Here is a 20,555-nt window from a genome sequence, read left to right as displayed (position 1 = left end):
GTTATGAACTACGAAAATATCTTAATTTCTATTGAAGAAAAAGTTGCAACCATTACAATTAACAGACCTACAAAATTAAATGCTTTAAACAAAGCAACAATTAGTGACCTGAGTAATGCTGTTGATTCATTATCCAAAAATGATGATGTTCGAGTAATTATTTTAACCGGAAGCGGAGAGAAAGCTTTTGTAGCCGGAGCTGATATTTCGGAGTTTGCGAATTATACCACTGTTGAAGGTGCACAATTAGCGGCAGAAGGACAAGAGTCGTTATTTGATTTCATAGAAAATCTAAGAAAACCAGTTATTGCAGCCGTTAACGGTTTTGCTCTTGGCGGCGGATTAGAATTGGCGATGGCTTGTCATTTCAGAGTAGCTTCAGACAATGCTAAAATGGGACTTCCAGAAGTAACCTTAGGTTTAATTCCAGGTTACGGAGGAACACAGCGTTTGCCGCAGTTAATAGGAAAAGGCCGTGCCATGGAAATGATTATGACTGCAGCGATGATAACTGCCGAACAAGCAAAAGATTATGGTTTAGTAAACCATGTCGTACCTCAGGAAGAATTGCTGTCGTTTACAAACGTAATCGCTCAAAAAATAATTAAAAATGCGCCATTTGCAATTGGAAAAGCCATAAAAGCCATCAATGCCAACTTTAAAGATGGTAAAAATGGTTTCGATACTGAAATAAAATCATTCGGAGAATGTTTCGGAACCCAAGACTTTAAAGAAGGAACAACAGCCTTTTTAGAGAAACGTAAAGCTGAATTTACAGGGAAATAAAATTTTCTAACCGCAAAGGTCGCAAGGGACAGCGCAATCCCGATAGCTATCGGGAGCAAGTTTTTCTAAAATCTTTGTGTCCTTTGCGTAAATCTTTGCGACCTTTGCGTTTAAATAAACATAACAATATGTCTTACGAACCAATATTTGCCCTTTTTTGTGAACGAGTTAAAGAAAGCATCCAAAACGGAACTTTCGCCAAACTGACTTTGGCCAAAACGATGGGCGACACCGAAATCAAAAACATTTACTTCCGATTGGTTCTCAACGAAGACAATACTTTTTCTATTTCATTAACTTCTCGTTACAAAACAGAAGAAATCGAAAGTATTCATACTTTAGATGAAGCTTTATTGGTTTTAGGAACTTACATCAAAAAACCGTTTTTAACTGCACTTTTGTTTACAACAGATAATGACGTTACTTTTAAAGTAAATAAAAAGAATGCTGGAAGTATTATCGAACAGCCGCCTACATTTAAAAATGCTTCTCCGGTTATGCTGGAAATGGTTGAAAAAGGGATTGTTTAAATTTTTAGGAGCTAATCCCGCTATCCGTTTCAATCTTTTGTGGCGAACCCCGCCACAAAAGGATTTTCACTTCTATCGGGGCTAGGACACTCGGTTTCAAAATAACAATTTTGTTTTTCCGAATGTTTTTTAGAGCATTAAATGTAAATAGTATGTTCCGTTCCTACGGAACTCTGTTGATTTGCAGACATTTCAACAACGGATTAAAATCCGTTGCTACAATATATTTCATTCCTTCGGAACTTTTTGCATGATATTTTATCCTAACAGGTTTTTAAAACCTGTTAGGTATCTGGATATTATTATTTGACTTGCAGATTATAATAGGAAAAAGCCATAGGCTCGTTAAATTTTATAGCGACGGATTTCAATCCGTCGTAATTGTCAATAAGAAAAATAGAGAGCCGTAGGTTCAACCCATATAATTCTTAGTGTATCTCTGCGAAACTTCTTTGTGCATCTCCGCAGAATAACTCGCTAAACCAGCTTTACAAACAAATTAGAAGCAATTTTATTTGAAATCGACAATTCCCTTTCATCAACCTTAATTTTGACCGATAAATCGAAGGATTCTTTAGAAAGAAATTCGATTTTGGAACCCAAAGCAATTCCTTGTTTATCGAGATATTTCAAGAACTCCGAAGAAGTATCTTTCACACCAACACAAACTCCAGTTTGGTTATCAGATAACTCGGAAAGTAAATGTTTTTCAATCTTAATAATTCGGCCGTTAGCATCTGGAATAGGATCGCCATGTGGATCTTCAGTCGGATTTCCAAGAAAATCATCTAATCGGTTAATCAATTGTTCCGATTTGATGTGCTCCAGCTGTTCTGCAATATCGTGAACTTCATCCCAGCTGAAATTAAGTTTCTCCACCAAAAACACTTCCCATAAACGATGTTTTCTCACAATCATTTTGGCAGCCAGTTTTCCGTTTTCGGTTAACGAAACCCCTTGGTATTTTTTATAATTAACCAAATCTTTCTCCGCCAGTTTCTTCAACATATCCGTTACCGAAGAAGCTTTGGTCTCCATGATTTCTGCAATAGCATTCGTACTGACTTCTGTCTCCAAAGCCGCCGTTAAGTGATAGATCGATTTAAGGTAGTTTTCTTCTGAAAAGGTCATTTTTTTGAGGTTCTAAGGTTCTGAGATGCTAAGATTCTAAGTTTCATTTGAGGTCTTTAATAAAAAAAACTTAGAATCTTAGAACCTTAGCATCTCAGCACCTTTATTTAACAATCAACAAAGGTATTGAAATTTTATGTCTCAATTTGTCTACCGTTGTGCCAAAAAGAATATCTTTCAATCCAGTGTGGCCGTGGGTTCCCATAACGAGAATGTCGAAATTGCCTTCGTTTATAATTTTCGGAATTACATTGTTGGGTTTTCCAAAACCAAGTTCTGTTTTGATCTTGAATCCTTTTTCCGAAAGCATTTCTTTGTATTTCAATAATAGTTTTTCATCTATTGTTGTTTCATGATCGTGAACATGAACGCCGTACATTAACGCACCCACAGTTTCAACGATATGAATCAAAGTATATTCCGTATCAATGCCACCCAATTCAAAGGCTTTGTTTAATGCGGCTTCATCTGCATGAGAAAAATCTACAGAAATGGCTATATTTTTAATGCTTTGACTTTCTTTTGGCGTAAAGTGAAGCTTGAGGTTATGCGGCGAGTGATTAATAACTTTTTTAGATTTGGCTTTTGCAATAAAAGGTTTAAAAACGATATAAAGCAGTAATCCAGCAAAAGCAATCGCAAGCGGTATTACCGTAACCCATAAAATTATTGGATGATCGGAGTTTGCAAGCCATGAAGTAATTTCATCATAAACCAATTTGGCATTCAATGAAACAATAATCAAAGCAATTATCCAGGAAACCACTTGTGTAGTTCTGGAAATATGAAAACCATTCATTTTCGATTTATCACTCACAAAATGAATCAGCGGAATAATCGCGAATCCTAATTGAAGGCTTAAAATGACCTGACTTAAAATCAATAATTTTCCCGTTACATCTTCGCCATAAATCCAAATCACAATTAAAGCAGGAACTATAGCAATCAAACGGGTTATAATTCTACGAACCCAAGGCTGAATTCTTAAGTGTAAATAACCTTCCATCACAATCTGTCCTGCAAGTGTTCCCGTTACGGTTGAACTTTGTCCAGCAGCGATTAAAGCAACGGCAAATAAGATTGGCGCCCATTTTGTGCCTAATAAAGGTTCCAAAAATTGATGTGCATCCTGAATCTCGGCAACTTCAAACATTCCGTTTTTATGAAAAGTGGCGGCTGCCAAAATTAAAATGGCAGCATTGACGAAAAAAGCCAAATTCAAAGCAATTGTTGAATCAATCAAATTGTATTTTAAAGCTTGTTTGATTCCCGCTGGACTTCTATCGAATTTTCTGGTTTGTACCAAAGAAGAGTGTAAGTAAAGGTTGTGAGGCATTACAGTTGCCCCGATGATTCCGATTGCAATGTATAAAGCAGCTGAGTTTGGAATCGAAGGAACCAATCCAGCGATAATTTTAGAAACTTCAGGTTCGGCAAAAATCATTTCAAAAATGAAAGAAAAACCAATAATCGCTACCAAAGCAATAATAAAAGCCTCCATTTTACGGATTCCTTTATTGATTAAGAATAAGAGAATAAAAGTATCTAAAACAGTAATCAAAACGCCTTCAAAAAGTGGAATTCCAAATAAGAGGTTAATTCCGATCGCCATTCCGAGCACTTCGGCCAAATCGCAGGCGGCAATTGCAATTTCTGCCAGAAAATATAAAATGTAGTTGATGTATTTGGAATAAGTTTCTCGCGAAGCCTGTGCTAGATCTCGTTGTGTCACGATTCCGAGTCTGGCACTTAAACTTTGCAAAAGCAAAGCCATTAAGTTACTCATCAATAAAACCCAGACCAAAGTATAACCAAATTGGCTTCCGCCGGCAATGTCTGTAGCCCAGTTTCCTGGATCCATATAACCAACGCTTACTAAATAAGCCGGGCCTAAAAAGGCTAATATTTTTCTGAAACCTGTTTTTTTATGTTCTGTAGAAACCGATTCGTGGACTTCTTCTAAAGATTTACTCATTGTAAATGTATTGTTTTCACAAATATATAGAAAAATGATATTCGCGGAACAATATTTTTAGGCGAGTCTAAAATTTAAATGTTAGAATTCAAACATTTTGGGCACAATCCTGATAATGTAAAGTTTATTTCGTTCACTTTATAATTGTGTGGCATAATGTAGCTCGGTTTCACATTTTCAAGACAGGTAATTTCGTGACAGTTTTCACAGCTGAAATGAGCATGGTTATGAATGTGTACGCGCTGATGTGAATGATTGCATTTGGCATATTTTACCGTGCCGTCCAAATTGGAGATTTTATGGATAATATCATCGTTAACCAAACGATCTAAAATTCTATAAATGGTCACGCGATCGCAGACATCGTTCAATTGTTTTTGAATTTCGGTGTGGGATAATGCCGTTTTAGAATTCTCAAATACTTCTAATACAGCTGTTTTCGCGGTAGTATTACGTGTTGTTTTCATTTTTATAAATTAAAAATATTAACGCAACAATGTTGCATTTGAATTTAATCTGTATATTTGCAACAAAATTGCATTAAGTAAAAGTACATAAAATGAAGAAATTAACGACACCCTTTTACGATATTTTAGGAATTTCAAGCGCGACGATTTGTCTCGTTCATTGTTTGATTTTTCCTCTTTTAACGATTCTTCCTTTAGGGTTGAGTCACAATCCAATTATCGATTTACTATTTGCTTCAATAGGTTTGTTTGCAATTTTCAAAATTACGAAAAAATCAACTCTTTTGGTTTCTTCCATTTTGATTGTTTCCATGAGCTTAATTTGGATTACTATTTTGACCGATTTATTCTTAGAGATTCATTTGGATCTCATTTATTTCGGTGGCTTTGGAATGATCATCGGTCATTTGATTAATTATAAAAATCATAAAAACTTACACAAATGAGAAAACTCCCTGTTACGGTGTTAAGCGGATTTCTTGGAGCAGGAAAAACGACGCTTCTAAATCACATTCTTCATAATAAAGAAGGATTAAAAGTAGCCATAATCGTTAACGACATGAGTGAAGTTAATATTGATGCACAACTTGTAAAAAATCAAAATACGTTATCACGAACGGAAGAGAAGTTAGTTGAAATGACAAATGGCTGTATTTGCTGTACGCTGCGTGAAGACTTAATGGTTGAGGTAGAAAGATTAGCAAAGGAAAACAGATTTGATTATTTGCTTATTGAAAGTACAGGAATTAGCGAACCAATTCCAGTTGCTCAGACTTTTTCATTTGTAAATGAAGAGGCTAGTATTGATTTATCAAGGTTTAGTTACATCGATACAATGGTAACTGTTGTGGATAGTTTTAACTTTTTTAAAGATTTTGGTTCGGCTAAAACTTTACAGGAACAAAATTTATCCAGTATTGAAAACGATACTCGCACGATAGTTAATCTTTTGGTAGATCAGGTCGAATTTGCGAATGTTATTATTTTGAATAAAACCGATCTTATTGATGCAGCATCATTACAAATGTTGAAAGCGTCAATTCAGAAGTTGAATCCTGTGGCGAAAATAATCACTTCGGTTTTAGGAAAAGTAAACCTGAACGAAATTATAAATACGGGATTATTCAATTATGAGGAAGCGGAAAATTCAGCAGGTTGGATCAGAGAATTAGAAGGAATTCATACACCTGAAACTGAGGAATACGGAATCAATTCTTTTGTGTTTAGAGATTCAAGGCCATTTCATCCCAATCGATTATGGAATTTTATTACTTCAGATTTTCCAGAGAATATCATTAGAAGTAAAGGATTATTGTGGATGGCATCCCGACCAGAGCAGGCAATTAACTGGAGCCAGGCCGGTGGCTCTATGAAAGCGGAAGGAGCAGGAGTTTGGTGGGCGAGTATGCCGTTAAGTGAGCGAATGACATTTAATAATTTTGTTGAATTTCAGGATATTATAGAAGAACGATGGACGGCTAACTTTGGAGACAGACTTAATGAGCTTGTTTTTATCGGACAGAAAATAAAAGAGACGGAGATTCTCAACGAACTTAAAAAATGTCTTTGTACAGAAGATGAAATTGTAGATTATCAGGAAGGTTTATTTCCAAAAAAGGATCTTTTTCCAATATCAAGAATATCTTAAATCGTTAAAATTATGAAAGACAGTTATACATATGATGTGATTATCATCGGTGGCAGCTACAGTGGCTTATCGGCAGCAATGAGTTTAGGACGTGCTTTGCGTGAGGTTTTGGTTATTGACAGTGGTTTGCCTTGTAACCGACAAACGCCACATTCTCACAATTTTATTACGCAAGACGGAGAAAAACCCGCTGTGATTTCGGCGAAAGCCAAATTACAAGTCGATCTTTATAAAACAATTCATTTTTTTAACGGACTTGCGGTAAAAGCGATTAAAAATGAAAATGGATTTGAGGTTTTTACAGAATCTGGTAAAACTTTCAATTCAAGAAAAATCCTGTTTGCAAGCGGTGTTAAAGATCTGCTTCCAGAAATTAAAGGCTTTGCAGATTGCTGGGGAATTTCGGTTTTACATTGTCCGTATTGTCATGGCTATGAAGTTAAGAACGAAAAAACAGCCATCATTGCCAATGGTGAAATGGGCTTTGAATACGCTAAACTAATTTCGAATTGGACAAAAGACTTGAGATTATGCACGAATGGAAAATCAGAATTGACTTTGGAACAAATCAAAACTTTAGAAAATCATGGCGTTCAGATTTTTGAAGATGAAATAGATTCGTTTGAACATAAAGAGGGATATATCCAAAATATCGTTTTCAAAAATCAGCAAAAAGTTGAAGTAAAAGCCATTTATGCGAGAGTGCCTTTTAAACAACATTGTGCAATTCCTGAAACTCTGGGCTGTGATATAAACGAACAAGGTTTATTAAAAGTTGATGCAATGCAGAAAATAAACGTTGCCGGAATTTATGCGAGCGGAGATTGTACAACTCCAATGCGATCTGTGGCGATTGCCGTTTCTACAGGATCTTTTGCCGGAGCGGTCATTAATAAAGAACTAATTGACGAAGATTACGCAAAATGAAAATAAACCATATAATTTATATAAGTTCATTTAAAACTAGACTTACATTTTCTTATATAACTTATATGGTTTAAAAAAACTTTGTGTTTTGTGACTTTGCTCGATCGAAAACAAAATTCTAACATATTGAATTCAATCCGTTTAAAAATTTACGCTCAGAGAATCATTATTTGTCAAATTTAATTTTTAGTTTTGTCTAAATTTAATTTTAAAAGAATGAAATATTTATTTTTGACAATATTAATAATTTTAACAAAAAGTATTTACGCACAAAATATATCTGGAAAGATAATGGCAGATATTCCTGTTGTGCAGGAAATTAATGTTTGTTTGTTAAATACAAACTTTAAAACTCAAGCAGATTCAATTGGTCATTATCAGTTAGAAAATATTCCGGCGGGAACTTATAAAATTGCGGTAAACTCGACTGGATTCAAAACTTTAACCCAAAAAATAACAATATCAGAAAATCAAGATCTCAATCTGGATTTTGAATTAAAAGAAGATCAGAACGAACTAAATGAAGTAGTAGTTTCAGGAACTTTAAAACCAGTAAAACGTTTAGAAAGCGCGGTTCCCGTTGAGGTTTATTCGCCAACTTTCTTTAAGAAAAATCCAACTCCAAGTATTTATGATGCATTGCAGAATATAAATGGAGTTCGTCCGCAGTTGAATTGTGGTGTCTGTAATACGGGAGATATTCATATCAATGGTTTAGAAGGCCCATATACTTTAGTTATGATTGACGGAATGCCAATTGTGAGCAGTCTTTCGACAGTTTATGGCCTATCGGGAATTCCGAATTCTTTGGTGGAACGAATAGAAATCGTGAAAGGGCCGGCATCATCACTTTATGGAAGCGAAGCGGTTGGAGGTTTGATCAACATTATTACTAAGAATCCAACTAATGCACCCGTGTTTTCAGCAGATTATTTTACGACTTCTTATTTTGAAAGCAACCTCGATTTAGGAACGAAGTTTAATGTTGGCAAAAAAGCGATTTCACTTTTAGGAATTAATTACTTCAATTATGACCAGGTAATTGATAAAGACAAAGATAATTTTACCGATGTAACGCTTTCTGAACGAATTTCGGTTTTTAATAAATGGAGTTTTCAGCGTAATAATAATCGGCTTTTTACCATTGCGGCACGTGCTATGTACGAAGATCGCTGGGGCGGAGACGTTCGCTGGGAGAAAAAATATCGTGGGGGAGACGAAATTTACGGAGAAAGCATTTATACCAAAAGAGCAGAATTGATTGGAAGTTATCAATTGCCATTTGAGGAGAAATTAATGCTTTCTTTCTCTGGAAATGTGCATTATCAGGATAGTCGTTACGGAACCACTTCGTATATCGCCAATCAAAAAATTGGGTTTCTTCAATTAACTTGGGATAAAAAAATTGGACGAAACGATTTATTGGCGGGAATCGCGAGCCGATATACCTATTACGATGATAATACACCAGCCACAAAAGATGCTGAAAGTACTTGGCTTCCAGGAATTTTTGTGCAGGATGAAATAACTTTTTCTCCAAAAAGTCAGGTTTTGCTGGGCGCACGCTACGATTATAATTCAATTCACGGTTCGATTTTTACACCAAGATTTGCCTATCGCTTTAAAGCCAATGATAATACTATTTTCCGCTTAAATGCCGGAACAGGTTTTAGAGTGGTCAATTTATTTACAGAAGATCACGCAGCGTTAACGGGTTCGAGAGATGTTGTGATTGAAAATGATTTGAAACCAGAGAAATCTGTAAATGTGAATTTGAATTATATTCAGAAAATAAACTTCGGAAATGGAACTTTTATGGGAATTGAAACTACAGCTTTTTATACCCGTTTTAGCAATAAAATCATTTCAGATTACGAAACTGATCCAAATAAAATCATTTATGACAATATTGATGGTTATGCGATCAGTCAGGGAATCAGCACCAATGTGGATGTTAATTTTACCAATGGTTTAAAGTTTATATTGGGAGCAACGGTTTTGGACAATAAAAATGTTCAGGACGGAATTTCAGAAAGACCTTTTCTAACAGAACGATTTACCGGTACCTGGACTGTTTCATACAAAATTGAGCCCTGGAATTTATTGTTGGATTATACCGGAAATGTTTACAGTCCGATGAAACTGCCTTTGTTGAGCGAATACGATCCGAGAAATCCCAATTCGCCTTGGTACAGCATTCAGAATATTCAGTTTACCTATACAGGCTGGAAGAATTTTGAAGTTTATGGAGGAGTAAAAAATCTGTTGAACTTTACTCCCAAACAAAATAATCCGTTTTTGATTTCGAGAACCAATGATCCTTTCGATAAAAATGTGCAATATGATTCGGCTGGAAAAGTATTGGTTACGCCAGATAATCCATACGGTTTGACTTTTGATACAACGTATGTTTATGGGCAAAATCAAACAATTCGTGGGTTTCTGGGATTGCGATATACTTTGAGGTAAAATTTAAACACATAGAAACATAGTTTAGCTTTGTGTAGAAAGGCGTTTCACTTGCATCAATTCACATAGCTATGTGTGGAAGCTAGCTTCTTCTTTTATCTTTTTATAGAAAAATCTATGTTTCTATGTGTTTAAAAATTTTTAGTAATAGAAATCAGAGTCATTAACAAAAACAAATGAAAAAGCTAATTCTATTTATTTTCTTCTTCGGAATTTCAGCAACCGGTTTTGGTCAGCTGAAAAGCCATTCTTTTGAAGAAATGGATAGCTTACAGCAAATTCAAAAACGAAAAATCATTGTTTTTATACATACCGACTGGTGTCAATTTTGCCAAAGAATGAAAGCGACGACTTTTAAAAATCAGGAAATCATTCAAAAACTTAATTCAGAATTCTATTTCATTGATTTTAATGCCGAAGAAAAACGAGATATTACTTTTAATAATCTGACCTTTCAATACAAACCTTCGGGAAATAATGTTGGCGTTCATGAATTGGCTTTACAGCTTGGAACGATTAACAATCAAATAACTTATCCGGTTTTATGCGTTTTAAATGAAAGAAATGAGATTATTTTTCAGCATACCAATTATTTAAACTTAAAGGAATTTTTTATTCTTCTCAATAAATTAAAAGAATAAAATAATCAATAAAAAGAGTTAATTTCATTAATAATGAAAATATTTAAGAAATTTTAAGATAATTTTTATTATAAATTATTTTTGTTATTAATTTGCAAAAAAGTTAAATTCTATTAATATAATTTTTCTTACCACTAGCACTGTGAATTAGCATTTTGCATTTTGTTAATTTTTTTATTGGATAATAAAAAAATAGTGAAATGAGTTTTTAATCTAATACAGCGTCTAATACGAGAATTGAAGAAGGGGGTCATTTTGTTATAACTGATTCATTGTTAAAACATATAGATAATTAAATTAGCAAATAACAAACTATCGATGGGGATATTTAAAAGCATTAAGCTTTACTATAAAAGAAAAGAAATAATTAAGAATCAATCAGATCAATCAATACCAAACTTTAATACTTACAATTCATCAAATAAAACAATTGTCTTTTTTAATCTTAGTATGCCTTCTCCGGATCAGGATTCAGGTTCTAACAGGCTTAAAGAGATTATTTTGTTTTTTAAAAGTAAAGGGTATAATTGCATTATCTGTTCGAATAATACTGCCAGAACCAATAAGGATGTAGGTGATTTTAGCGATTTAGGAGTTATTGTATATGTAGAAACCAATCAATACCGTACGTACTTTGATTTTTTAAAGACAATTTCTAAAGTAGATTTTGTATGGTACTACGGAGCAAGGGCTTTCGATTATAATTTTAAAAAAATATCACGTATTTTTCCCGAATCAAAATCAGTTTTTGATATGACGGATATTCACTTTCTTCGTTATAAAAGAGCCATTGAAATTGATCCAAAAAGAATTTCACTTAGAAAAAATTACAAAAAATTTCTTTTTATTGAAACGAAATTAGCGCAAAATGTAGATTTTGTAATCACAGTTTCTGATTTCGAAAAAGAAATTATGACAAAATATATTGATAATAGTAAACTGATTACATTATCTAATATTCATTATCAAAAAAGTACTATTGATGAGGTACTTCCATTTGATGATCGCGAGGATATACTTTTTATAGGCTCTCAGCACGAACCTAATATTGATGCAATTTATTATTTACATAATGATATAATGCCAATTGTCTGGCAGAAAGATGCTACAATAAAAGTCAATATTATTGGAAATGTACGGGAGCGAATTACAGATATAGTTGATCCAAGATTTATTTTTCATGGTTATGTTCCGGATATAGAACCGTTTTTTATTAGCAATAAACTCATGGTTGCTCCTTTGCGTTATGGCGCCGGAGTAAAAGGCAAGATTGGACAGGCTTTCGAATATTATCTGCCAGTTGTAACATCTCCTGTAGGGGCAGAAGGGATGAAATTAATTCATGAGAAAAATGCCCTGATTTATAATGATAAAGAAGAATTTGCATCTGGAATAATTGAACTGTATAACAATAAAAAACTTTGGTTAGAATTACAGCAAAACTCTGAAGAAAGCCTTAAGCCATTTTCGATTCAGGTATTAGAAACCGTGTTTTCCAGATTTGATGTTTTGTAGTCAAATGCCATTTTGACTAAACCAATCAAGATCAATATTTATTAAAAATCCCGAAGAATCCAATCTTAAAGAATTGAGAAAATAAATTTTCATTATTTTTGAGAATGAATTCTTCAGAGATTAAACATTTCGACTACATTTTTACCGGAACGGGACTGGCATCTTTAATGACGGTTTACAAAATGATTCTGTCCGGGAAATTCTCAGATAAATCCATTTTATTACTGGATCAGGATTTGAAGAAAACCAGTGACAGGACCTGGTGTTTTTGGGAAAAAGGTGAAACTGTCTGGAATTCCGTTATTTCTAAAAAATGGGACAAAGCTGTTTTTGTTAATCAGGATTTTAATCGTGATTTAGCGTTGAAGCCTTATCATTACAATAAAATTAATGGAATTGATTTTTATAATTTCGTCTTCGAAGCGATTTTAAAACAATCTAATATCACGTTCTTAAACGAAAAGGTAACAGATATCAACGAACTCGAAACACATGTTTTTGTAGGTACAGAAGAAAACAGATACACCTGTAATTATTTATTCAACAGTATTTATACAAAGATATACACTCAAAATCAAAACAAATATCCCGTTTTGCAACAACATTTTGTGGGTTGGTTTGTAAAAGTGGAAAATGAGGTTTTTAATCCGGATAAAGTAACTTTTATGGATTTTTCGGTTGAACAAAAAGGAAATACAAGATTTATGTATGTTTTGCCCATTTCAAAATCCGAAGCTTTGATTGAATATACTTTGTTTTCAGAAAAGCTTCTCGCTAAAGAAGAATATGAAAACGAAATTGAAATTTACCTGAAAAAACTTGATGTAAGCAAATATCAAATATTGGAAAAAGAAGAGGGGAGTATTCCAATGACTTGTTTTCCGTTTTGGAATAAAAACACCAAAAGAGTTTTAAATATTGGTACTGCCGGCGGCTGGACAAAAGCAAGTACTGGTTATACATTTAAAAATTCCGATAAAAGATCTTCAGAACTTATTGAATTTCTTCAAAGTGAAACGTTGACTTCGCTCAATATGACTAAGTTTCATAAAAAAAACCGATTTTGGTTTTATGATGCATTGCTTTTGGATATTTTATACCGTCACAATGAATTAGGAAGTTCGGTTTTCTCTTCCTTATTTAAAAAAGGAAAACCAGCTCTGATATTTAAATTTTTGGATGAAGAAACCAATATTGTTGAAGATTTAAAAGTGATTTTAAAATGTCCTAAAATACCATTTATCAAAGCGTTATTTCGCACAGATATTCTTTGATAAAAAGAATAGATTGGCTTATTCTTTTGTTTAATAACTTTTTAAGGGTGCTGAAGAATATCCGGATCAGTTAGATTTGTTCGTCACAAAATATAATCGATGTTTTGCGATGATGAATTAACAGATATAGATATGGGGATTTCAAAGCACATAGAATTTGATGTGGAAACAGAAATAATAGGTAAAATCTGTAAAGCACTTGGACATCCTGCACGAATTCAGATTATGACACTTTTATGGAAAAGAGATAACAGGACTTGCGGGGAAATTGTCGATTTAATTCCATTGGCACAATCTACAATATCAAAACATTTACTGGAACTGAAAAAAGCAAATCTGGTAAACATAAAAAATGAAGGTAAGAAGATAATTTATTCTGTTGAAAAAGATAATATCCAAATACTTAAGAAATATTTTAGCAGTTATCTTTCAACAATTGAAGTTTCGGAAGTGAAAAAATCGACAGTTTTGACGACGCACAATGTAATAGGCAGAAACCATCATTTGAAACAATACAACTATCAATTTCGACATAAAAAATAGAAAGCGTTTGTGTTTTTGATAATTTGATACTAAAATTTAATATCGAACTATAACAAAACTTTATACTTCAAATTAACTAGTTGCGAGTAAACTTTGTAACTTTGCAGTTCAAAAGTAAAATTTAAAAGACAAGAATATGTATCCACTAGACATGGTAAAACCAATGGAAGCTGAATTAACAGCTGCAGGTTTTCAAGATTTACATAGTGCTGAAGCTGTTGAGAATGCTATCAAAGCCGAAGGTACCACTTTAGTTGTTGTAAACTCTGTTTGCGGTTGTGCTGCCAGAAATGCACGTCCGGGAGCAAAGATGAGTTTAGAAGGAGCTAAAAAACCAGATCACCTTATCACAGTTTTCGCTGGTGTTGACAAAGAAGCGGTTGATGCTGCAAGACAACATATGTTTCCTTTTCCTCCATCATCGCCATCTATGGCTTTGTTCAAAAACGGAGAATTGGTTCACATGTTAGAGCGTCACCACATCGAAGGCCGTCCAGCTGAATTGATCGCTGAGAATTTGCAAGATGCGTTTAACGAGTTTTGTTAATTCGTTAGGTTCAAAGAGGCAAAGGTACAGAGGTACAAAGATTAAAAAAGGTCTGTTTCAAAATTTTGAAACAGACCTTTTTATTTTTATATGTTCCGTAGGAACATCTCGTCGGTAGAAAAAAAATGTATTGTTGTTATGTTTTACGTTCCGTAGGAACGTTTGATTTTGGTATTGTTTTTTTAATCCTGATCACATCAAACGTTCCTACGGAACGCAAATATGGGCGATTACAATTTTTTTTTCTACCGATGAAACATTCCTACGGAATGATAACTCAATGTAAAAAACTTAGCATCTTAGCGCCTTAGAACCTTAGCAACTCAAAAGAACTAATTCCATCCTCCGCCCAGCGCTTTGTACAGCTGAACCATAGAACTCAATTGCTTTTGGGTTAACTGCGAAAGGCTTAATTGTGCTTCAAACAAAGATCTTTGTGCATCCAAAACTTCTAGGTAAGAAACATAACCGTTATAATATCTTGCATTAGACAAATCATAGTTTTTTTGAGCCGCTACGACTTGTCGGTTTCTGGCTGTCCATTCTTCTTTAAACATCGCAACATTTTGAAGTGAGTTTTCTACTTCAGATATAGCAGTTAAATAGGTTTTTTGGAAATTGAATTTCATTTCTTCTGCAATTTGTCTATTCACTTCAACACGGCGTTTGTTTTTTCCGAAGTTGAAGATTGGGCCTGCAACTCCAGCGCCAACATTTTGCGTATAAGAACCGTCGTTAAATAAATCTCCAACCGTAATACTCGCAAAACCGGCAAGTGCACCAATATTAAATGATGGATAACGCATAGCTTGGGCAACACCAATTCTTTCAAAAGCGGCTTTGTACAAATATTCCTGACGTTTCACATCGGGTCTGTTTTCTAATAAAGCAGATGGAACTGATGTTGGGAAATCAGATTGAACTACTAATTCACTGTTGGTTTTTCCTCTTGCAATAGCCTGTGGAACTTGTCCAACCAAAACAGAAATTGAATTTTCTAAAGCCGTAATCTGTCTTTTAATTAACGGAATATTAGCTTCGGCAATGGCAACCTGCTGTTCGATTTGTACTTTATCTAATTCCGCAACATAACCGCTTATAAAACGCTCATTTATGATATCGTAAGCTTTTTGTCTGGTTTCTAAAGTGTGAATGGTAATTTCTAATTGATTATCAAAGTCACGCAGTTCAAAATAAGAAATGGCAATTGTACTTACAATAGTAGACAACACTACTTTTCGGGCTTCATCAGAAGCTAACAGTTCATTTTGTAAAGCTTTAGTCTGATGACGATATTTTCCCCAGAAATCCAATTCCCAAGACATATTGGCAAATACAGAAGAAGGCTGCATAAAGGTTTCTGCACTATTGACCTGACCTGTATATTGAAAGGAAGGATATAAATCGGCTTTTGCCATTCCGAGATTAGCTTGTACTTGTTCTAAACGTGCAATGGCAATTTTTAGATCGTAATTATTCTGAATTCCTTTTTCGATTAAACCAATTAAAACATCGTCATTAAATATAGTCGACCATTTTATAGTTGTAACCGATTTTGTGCTATCGGCAGGCTGATTGCTATAACGGAAAGAATCTGTCTGAGGCTGTTCTGGTTTGGTATACTTTGGCCCAACCATACATCCGTAAGGAAAAACAGCTATCAAAAATATCGCTAGAAGTATTTTTAGAGTTTTCATTGTTCATCCTTTTTAGGTTCATCGGTTTCATCGGTTTTTTTCTTTCCGAAGGTTTCAATAAAAACAAACAACACAGGAATCAAGCAAACTCCTAGAATAGTGGCAACGAGCATACCGCTAAAAACGGTCATTCCCATAACTTTTCTCGCTTGAGCTCCAGCTCCAGTTGCCGTTAATAAGGGAACTACTCCTAAAATAAAAGCGAAGGCCGTCATTAAAATAGGGCGGAAGCGCAATTTTGCAGCGAATAAAGCCGCTTCTTTTGCAGGCATTCCTTTTTCATATTCTTCTTTGGCAAATTCTACAATCAGAATCGCATTTTTGGCAGCAAGACCAATTAACATGACCAAACCAATTTGGGCAAAAACGTTATTCACATAATCGGGACTTAATAATCTACAGATGTATAAGCCGAGAAAAGCACCGAAAACAGCAAAAGGCGTTCCGAGCAAAACACTGAAAGGCAGTTTCCAGCTTTCGTATTGTGCGGCGAGAATTAGAAACACGAAAAGAAGTGCCATGATAAAAACGGTATTTCCTTTTCCTTCGGCTTGTTTTTCCTGATAACTCATATTCGCCCATTCGTAACCCATTCCTGCGGGAAGTACTTTACTTGCTGTTTCCTGTAAAGCATTCATGGCTTGCGCCGAAGTAAATCCAGGAGCGGGTGTTCCGCCGATTTCCGCAGCTCGATACAAATTGAAACGGGTTGTGAACTCGGGACCGCTTACTTTTCGAATTGTGGCAATACTCGAAATCGGAATCATTTTGTTGTCTTTGCTCCGAACAAATATCTTATTAATGTCTTCGGGATTTACGGTGTAACTTGGATCCGCCTGAAGCAGTACGATATACTGTCGCCCAAATTTATTGAATTCATTAATGTATTGCCCTCCTAAACTGGCGCCAATGGCGATATTCACATCCGATAAAGAAAGATTGAGTTCGGTTACTTTTTCTCGATCAATGTCTAGACTAATCTGAGGTACATTCGGGTTAAAAGTCGTTCGAATTGTTCCAATTTCGGGTCTCTTTTTGGCTTCGGCCATAAATTGCTGTGCATTTTCAAAAAGATACTGCGGTGTATTTCCTTCCCGATCCTGAAGCATCATGGAGAATCCGGCAGCATTTCCAATTCCGGTAATCGGCGGAGGGCCAAATGCAAAAACGGTTGCTTCGGGAATTCCGAAAACTACTTTTCCGTTGACTTCCTTTAATATCTGAAAAACATCTTGTTCACGTTCTTTCCATTCTTTTAAAGCGACAAAGAAAAATCCGTTGTTGGTTGCCACCGAGTTTTTGATTAAACTAAATCCAGCCACCGAAGTATAATATTCAACTCCCTTATTTTGAGAAAGAATATGCTCTACTTTCTGAATCACTTTTCCTGTTCGTTCTAATGAAGAAGCGCCGGGAAGCTCAATGTTTACAAACATATAACCTTGATCTTCTTCGGGTACAAAACCGCCCGGAATTTTTCCTCCCAAAAGAATAATCGCCCCAACGACAATTCCAATGAAGATTAAGCTTCGGGCAGTTTTTTTAATTAGAAAACCAGAAAAACCAGTGTATTTATTAGTGAATTTTCCAAATTTATCATTAAACCAGTGAAAGAATTTTCCAAGCCAGCCCTTTGCTTCTTGATTGGGTTTTAATAAAAGAGAACATAAAGCGGGACTTAACGTCAAAGCGCTTAAAGCAGAGAAAATTACCGATATAGCAATTGTAATAGCAAACTGCTGATAGAGGCGTCCTGTAATTCCGGGTGTTAAAGCTACAGGAATAAATACGGCGGTCAATACAATTGCAATCGCAATTACAGGTCCCGAAACCTCTTTCATGGCCTGATTGGTAGCTTCCCGTGGAGACATTCCGTGTTCGATATGATGCATTACTGCTTCAACAACCACAATGGCATCGTCGACGACAATTCCGATGGCCAATACTAATCCTAAAAGGGAAAGTACATTTATGGAAAATCCAAGTAACGGAAAAAGCATAAAAACCCCAATCAGCGAAACAGGAACAGTCAAAAGCGGGATTAAAGTCGCTCGCCAGTTTTGCAGAAATATAAAAACCACGATAATTACCAGAATAATCGCTTCGACCAAAGTATGCATGATTTCATTAATTCCTTCAGAAATGGCTAAAGTGGTATCTAATGAAACTCGGTACTTTAAATCTTGCGGAAATCTTTTGCTGAGTTTTTCGATTGTGTTTTTTACATTTTCCGCCACTTCCAAAGCATTAGAACCGGGCATTTGTTTGATTCCGATTGTTCCTGCGGGATTTCCATTCAATTTCGCAATCGAAGCATAACTTTCTGTACCTAAAGTTACGGTTCCAATATCTTTCAAACGAACCTGCTGATTGTTGATGTTTGATTTTAAAATGATATTTTCAAAATCTTCCGGATTGACCAAACGGTCTTTCAGCATGACATTATAGGTAAACTCGTTATTTTCGGTTGCCGGCGGAGCGCCAAATTTTCCTCCGGGCGCAATGGCATTTTGATCTTGGATTGATCGTATAATATCGGGCACCGTCAAATTGTATTTGGCCATGATATCAGGCTTGACCCAAATTCGCATCGCATAATTACTTCCTCCGTAAAGCGTAACTTCTCCAACTCCTTTAATACGTGCCAAAGCATCTACAATGTTGATATTGGCATAATTGGTCAGAAAGTTTCCGTCGAAGGTTTTGTTGGGAGAATACAAGGACAAAATCAGCATGGGCATTGAGAGCGACTTTTTCGTGGTAACTCCTGTGGTTTTAACGTCATTTGGAAGTTTGTTGGTCGCTTCGTTAACTCGGTTCTGGGTTAGCATGGTGGCATTATCCAGATCGGTTCCCATATCAAATGTAATATTTAACGTCATACTCCCATCACCTGTATTGGTGGATTGCATGTAAAGCATGTTTTCAACTCCGTTTACTTTTTGCTCGATAGGAGTTGCAACGGCCTGCTCCACATTTAAGGCATTTGCACCACGATAACTCGTTGAAACTTGTACCAAAGGCGGTGCAATTTCCGGATATTGAGCAATAGGAGTCGAAAGGACAGAAAGACCTCCAATTAAAACAATGAAAATGGAGAGAACAATAGCAACGATTGGTCTGCGTACAAAGAAATTATCCATAATCTAGTTGTTTAGAGATGATGCAATCTGCTTTTTATCTTTGTCGGCTACGTAAGGAACTGGAACAACAGTTGATCCGGGCTGAATAAACTGATTGCCAATAATAGCGACTTTTTCGTCGGGTTTTAAACCTTTGGTAATAATCCAGTCGACACCAATTTTTTGTCCGACTTCGACCATTCGGGTTTGAATAGTGTTTTTTTCATCTATAATCGAAACCTGGAAAAGTCCCTGAATTTCGGTTACCGCCTTTTGAGGAACTACTATTGCATCTTTTTGAGTTCTCAGTAAAACACGAACTTTTGCAAATTGTCCAGATCGTAAAGTACCGTCCGGGTTTGGAAACTGCGCTTCGATAGTTACAGTTCCGGTTGTAGGATCTATTTTGGTATCTGAGAAATTAAGGCTTCCTTTTTCAGAATGGGTACTTCCGTCAGAAAGTATTAAAGCAAGATCAGTAATACGTTCTCCGGCTTTGACCTGCTTTTGATATCGTAAATAATCAGATTCGCTGACTGTAAATTGCACTCTGACTTTTTCTAGTTTGGAAACGGTATTGAGTTTGGCATCATTTCCAATTCGGGTAATATAATCACCTAATCGCGCATTCGAAAGTCCGATTACACCATCAATAGGAGATCGAATATCGCAGTAACTTCGTTCAATCTGCTGGTTTCTTAAACTGGCTTGAACACTGTTTAAGTTTGATCGCGCCGCTTTGTCTTTGGCTACAGCCGCATCCAACTCACGTTTACTGACTGCATTTATATCAGCAAGGGGGCGAATTCTTTTGAGTTCTTCCTCGGCATTTACCAAATTACTTTGAGCGCCCGCAACTTGTCCGCGAACCTGCTCTACTTTGGTATCATATTCTAACGGGTCGATGGTATATAAAAGCTGGCCTTTTTTGACTCTTTGACCTTCTTTGAAATGAATACCTGTTAAAATACCATCAACCCTGGCGATTAATTCAATGTCTAAATCTCCAAAAGTCTGTCCCGCAAAATCTTTGTAAATGGGGACATCTTCACTTTTGACCGTAACAAAAGGAGCCTGCATGGGAGGCGGCGCTTTGGGTTGTTCTTTTTTACAGGAAGAAAATAAGGTTAAAAGAAAGAAGAGGGGAAGGATTGGTTTTGGTAGTTTTAAAGCATTCATAATCATAAATGTTAAAATTGTACCACATAAATTTAATGAAATTTTTGTAACAATCTGATAAACAATCTATTTTTTAATAACGCAACTTTGTTGCTATTTAAGAA

General features: G+C 35.3%; 17 protein-coding genes. 11 read left to right on the top strand and 6 right to left on the bottom strand.

Annotated features, from left to right (window positions below; translation table 11 throughout):
• Window positions 1-3: 3 nt before the first annotated feature.
• Both ACFS3A_RS19245 and ACFS3A_RS19240 read left to right on the top strand, forming a co-directional pair.
• Entirely contained in the window at window positions 4-786 is a 783-nt protein-coding gene (locus tag ACFS3A_RS19245; protein ID WP_379827187.1) for an enoyl-CoA hydratase/isomerase family protein, read from the top strand.
• A 128-nt stretch (window positions 787-914) separates the two neighbouring features.
• Window positions 915-1,316 (top strand): hypothetical protein, encoded by a 402-nt coding sequence (locus ACFS3A_RS19240; RefSeq protein WP_379827186.1) that lies wholly within the window; start codon window positions 915-917, stop codon window positions 1,314-1,316.
• A 477-nt stretch (window positions 1,317-1,793) separates the two neighbouring features.
• On the opposite strand, the gene ACFS3A_RS19235 is transcribed toward ACFS3A_RS19240, so the two are convergent.
• The 3 genes from ACFS3A_RS19235 to ACFS3A_RS19225 all read right to left on the bottom strand — a co-directional run bounded on the left by ACFS3A_RS19235 (window position 1,794) and on the right by ACFS3A_RS19225 (window position 4,889).
• Window positions 1,794-2,447 carry a metal-dependent transcriptional regulator gene (locus tag ACFS3A_RS19235; RefSeq protein WP_179003815.1) on the bottom strand — a complete coding sequence of 218 codons (654 nt, stop codon included), beginning with the start codon at window positions 2,445-2,447 and terminating at the stop codon, window positions 1,794-1,796.
• Window positions 2,448-2,550: 103 nt separating this feature from the next.
• Window positions 2,551-4,422, bottom strand: a complete 1,872-nt coding sequence (locus tag ACFS3A_RS19230; RefSeq protein WP_379827185.1) for an Nramp family divalent metal transporter — start codon at window positions 4,420-4,422, stop codon at window positions 2,551-2,553.
• A 74-nt stretch (window positions 4,423-4,496) separates the two neighbouring features.
• Window positions 4,497-4,889 carry a Fur family transcriptional regulator gene (locus ACFS3A_RS19225; RefSeq protein ID WP_068841836.1) on the bottom strand — a complete coding sequence of 131 codons (393 nt, stop codon included), beginning with the start codon at window positions 4,887-4,889 and terminating at the stop codon, window positions 4,497-4,499.
• A gap of 92 nt (window positions 4,890-4,981) precedes the next feature.
• Between ACFS3A_RS19225 and ACFS3A_RS19220 the strand changes: the two genes are divergently transcribed.
• The 9 genes from ACFS3A_RS19220 to ACFS3A_RS19180 all read left to right on the top strand — a co-directional run bounded on the left by ACFS3A_RS19220 (window position 4,982) and on the right by ACFS3A_RS19180 (window position 14,453).
• The gene (locus ACFS3A_RS19220; protein ID WP_379827184.1) at window positions 4,982-5,335 is read left to right on the top strand and encodes a MerC domain-containing protein; all 354 of its coding nucleotides are present in this window, start codon (window positions 4,982-4,984) and stop codon (window positions 5,333-5,335) included.
• A complete protein-coding gene (locus tag ACFS3A_RS19215; protein WP_379827183.1) occupies window positions 5,332-6,537 on the top strand; it encodes a GTP-binding protein in 1,206 nt (401 codons plus the stop codon). Before ACFS3A_RS19220 ends, ACFS3A_RS19215 begins: the two co-directional genes overlap by 4 nt.
• Window positions 6,538-6,549: 12 nt before the next feature.
• Window positions 6,550-7,464 carry an NAD(P)/FAD-dependent oxidoreductase gene (locus ACFS3A_RS19210; RefSeq protein WP_379827182.1) on the top strand — a complete coding sequence of 305 codons (915 nt, stop codon included), beginning with the start codon at window positions 6,550-6,552 and terminating at the stop codon, window positions 7,462-7,464.
• A gap of 216 nt (window positions 7,465-7,680) precedes the next feature.
• Window positions 7,681-9,933, top strand: coding sequence for a TonB-dependent receptor (locus tag ACFS3A_RS19205; RefSeq protein WP_379827181.1), 2,253 nt, complete (start codon window positions 7,681-7,683; stop codon window positions 9,931-9,933).
• A 176-nt stretch (window positions 9,934-10,109) separates the two neighbouring features.
• Window positions 10,110-10,574 (top strand): thioredoxin family protein, encoded by a 465-nt coding sequence (locus ACFS3A_RS19200; protein ID WP_379827180.1) that lies wholly within the window; start codon window positions 10,110-10,112, stop codon window positions 10,572-10,574.
• Window positions 10,575-10,892: 318 nt separating this feature from the next.
• Window positions 10,893-12,089, top strand: a complete 1,197-nt coding sequence (locus ACFS3A_RS19195; RefSeq protein WP_379827179.1) for a glycosyltransferase — start codon at window positions 10,893-10,895, stop codon at window positions 12,087-12,089.
• Between the two features lie 104 nt (window positions 12,090-12,193).
• Complete coding sequence (locus ACFS3A_RS19190) at window positions 12,194-13,363, top strand: lycopene cyclase family protein (RefSeq protein WP_379827178.1); 1,170 nt, start codon at window positions 12,194-12,196, stop codon at window positions 13,361-13,363.
• 99 nt (window positions 13,364-13,462) lie between these two features.
• A complete protein-coding gene (locus ACFS3A_RS19185) occupies window positions 13,463-13,906 on the top strand; it encodes an ArsR/SmtB family transcription factor (protein WP_379827177.1) in 444 nt (147 codons plus the stop codon).
• A 136-nt stretch (window positions 13,907-14,042) separates the two neighbouring features.
• Window positions 14,043-14,453, top strand: a complete 411-nt coding sequence (locus ACFS3A_RS19180; RefSeq protein ID WP_179003802.1) for a BrxA/BrxB family bacilliredoxin — start codon at window positions 14,043-14,045, stop codon at window positions 14,451-14,453.
• 332 nt (window positions 14,454-14,785) lie between these two features.
• Here the strand turns inward: ACFS3A_RS19180 and ACFS3A_RS19175 are convergent, their stop codons facing one another.
• Genes ACFS3A_RS19175 through ACFS3A_RS19165 form a run of 3 tightly spaced genes read right to left on the bottom strand, consistent with a single transcriptional unit; the run spans window position 14,786 to window position 20,451 of the window.
• Window positions 14,786-16,150, bottom strand: a complete 1,365-nt coding sequence (locus ACFS3A_RS19175; protein WP_379827176.1) for an efflux transporter outer membrane subunit — start codon at window positions 16,148-16,150, stop codon at window positions 14,786-14,788.
• On the bottom strand, window positions 16,147-19,293 hold the full coding sequence (locus tag ACFS3A_RS19170) for an efflux RND transporter permease subunit (protein WP_379827175.1): 3,147 nt from the start codon (window positions 19,291-19,293) through the stop codon (window positions 16,147-16,149). Before ACFS3A_RS19170 ends, ACFS3A_RS19175 begins: the two co-directional genes overlap by 4 nt.
• Before the next feature lie 3 nt (window positions 19,294-19,296).
• Window positions 19,297-20,451, bottom strand: a complete 1,155-nt coding sequence (locus ACFS3A_RS19165) for an efflux RND transporter periplasmic adaptor subunit (RefSeq protein ID WP_379827174.1) — start codon at window positions 20,449-20,451, stop codon at window positions 19,297-19,299.
• Between the last annotated feature and the right edge of the window lie 104 nt (window positions 20,452-20,555).

Origin of the sequence: Flavobacterium notoginsengisoli, assembly GCF_042686225.1 — a bacterium.
In the GTDB taxonomy this organism is placed as follows: Bacteria; Bacteroidota; Bacteroidia; order Flavobacteriales; family Flavobacteriaceae; genus Flavobacterium; species Flavobacterium notoginsengisoli.
This window is presented reverse-complemented; position numbering and strand designations above follow the sequence as displayed.

Excerpts from the sequence above, each read along its gene's own strand:
- ACFS3A_RS19245 (WP_379827187.1), top strand. The coding sequence starts at position 4 with ATGAACTACGAAAATATCTTAATTTCTATTGAAGAAAAAGTTGCAACC.
- ACFS3A_RS19240 (WP_379827186.1), top strand. The coding sequence starts at position 915 with ATGTCTTACGAACCAATATTTGCCCTTTTTTGTGAACGAGTTAAAGAA.
- ACFS3A_RS19235 (WP_179003815.1), bottom strand. The coding sequence starts at position 2,447 with ATGACCTTTTCAGAAGAAAACTACCTTAAATCGATCTATCACTTAACG.
- ACFS3A_RS19230 (WP_379827185.1), bottom strand. The coding sequence starts at position 4,422 with ATGAGTAAATCTTTAGAAGAAGTCCACGAATCGGTTTCTACAGAACAT.
- ACFS3A_RS19225 (WP_068841836.1), bottom strand. The coding sequence starts at position 4,889 with ATGAAAACAACACGTAATACTACCGCGAAAACAGCTGTATTAGAAGTA.
- ACFS3A_RS19220 (WP_379827184.1), top strand. The coding sequence starts at position 4,982 with ATGAAGAAATTAACGACACCCTTTTACGATATTTTAGGAATTTCAAGC.
- ACFS3A_RS19215 (WP_379827183.1), top strand. The coding sequence starts at position 5,332 with ATGAGAAAACTCCCTGTTACGGTGTTAAGCGGATTTCTTGGAGCAGGA.
- ACFS3A_RS19210 (WP_379827182.1), top strand. The coding sequence starts at position 6,550 with ATGAAAGACAGTTATACATATGATGTGATTATCATCGGTGGCAGCTAC.
- ACFS3A_RS19205 (WP_379827181.1), top strand. The coding sequence starts at position 7,681 with ATGAAATATTTATTTTTGACAATATTAATAATTTTAACAAAAAGTATT.
- ACFS3A_RS19200 (WP_379827180.1), top strand. The coding sequence starts at position 10,110 with ATGAAAAAGCTAATTCTATTTATTTTCTTCTTCGGAATTTCAGCAACC.
- ACFS3A_RS19195 (WP_379827179.1), top strand. The coding sequence starts at position 10,893 with ATGGGGATATTTAAAAGCATTAAGCTTTACTATAAAAGAAAAGAAATA.
- ACFS3A_RS19190 (WP_379827178.1), top strand. The coding sequence starts at position 12,194 with ATGAATTCTTCAGAGATTAAACATTTCGACTACATTTTTACCGGAACG.
- ACFS3A_RS19185 (WP_379827177.1), top strand. The coding sequence starts at position 13,463 with ATGTTTTGCGATGATGAATTAACAGATATAGATATGGGGATTTCAAAG.
- ACFS3A_RS19180 (WP_179003802.1), top strand. The coding sequence starts at position 14,043 with ATGTATCCACTAGACATGGTAAAACCAATGGAAGCTGAATTAACAGCT.
- ACFS3A_RS19175 (WP_379827176.1), bottom strand. The coding sequence starts at position 16,150 with ATGAAAACTCTAAAAATACTTCTAGCGATATTTTTGATAGCTGTTTTT.
- ACFS3A_RS19170 (WP_379827175.1), bottom strand. The coding sequence starts at position 19,293 with ATGGATAATTTCTTTGTACGCAGACCAATCGTTGCTATTGTTCTCTCC.
- ACFS3A_RS19165 (WP_379827174.1), bottom strand. The coding sequence starts at position 20,451 with ATGAATGCTTTAAAACTACCAAAACCAATCCTTCCCCTCTTCTTTCTT.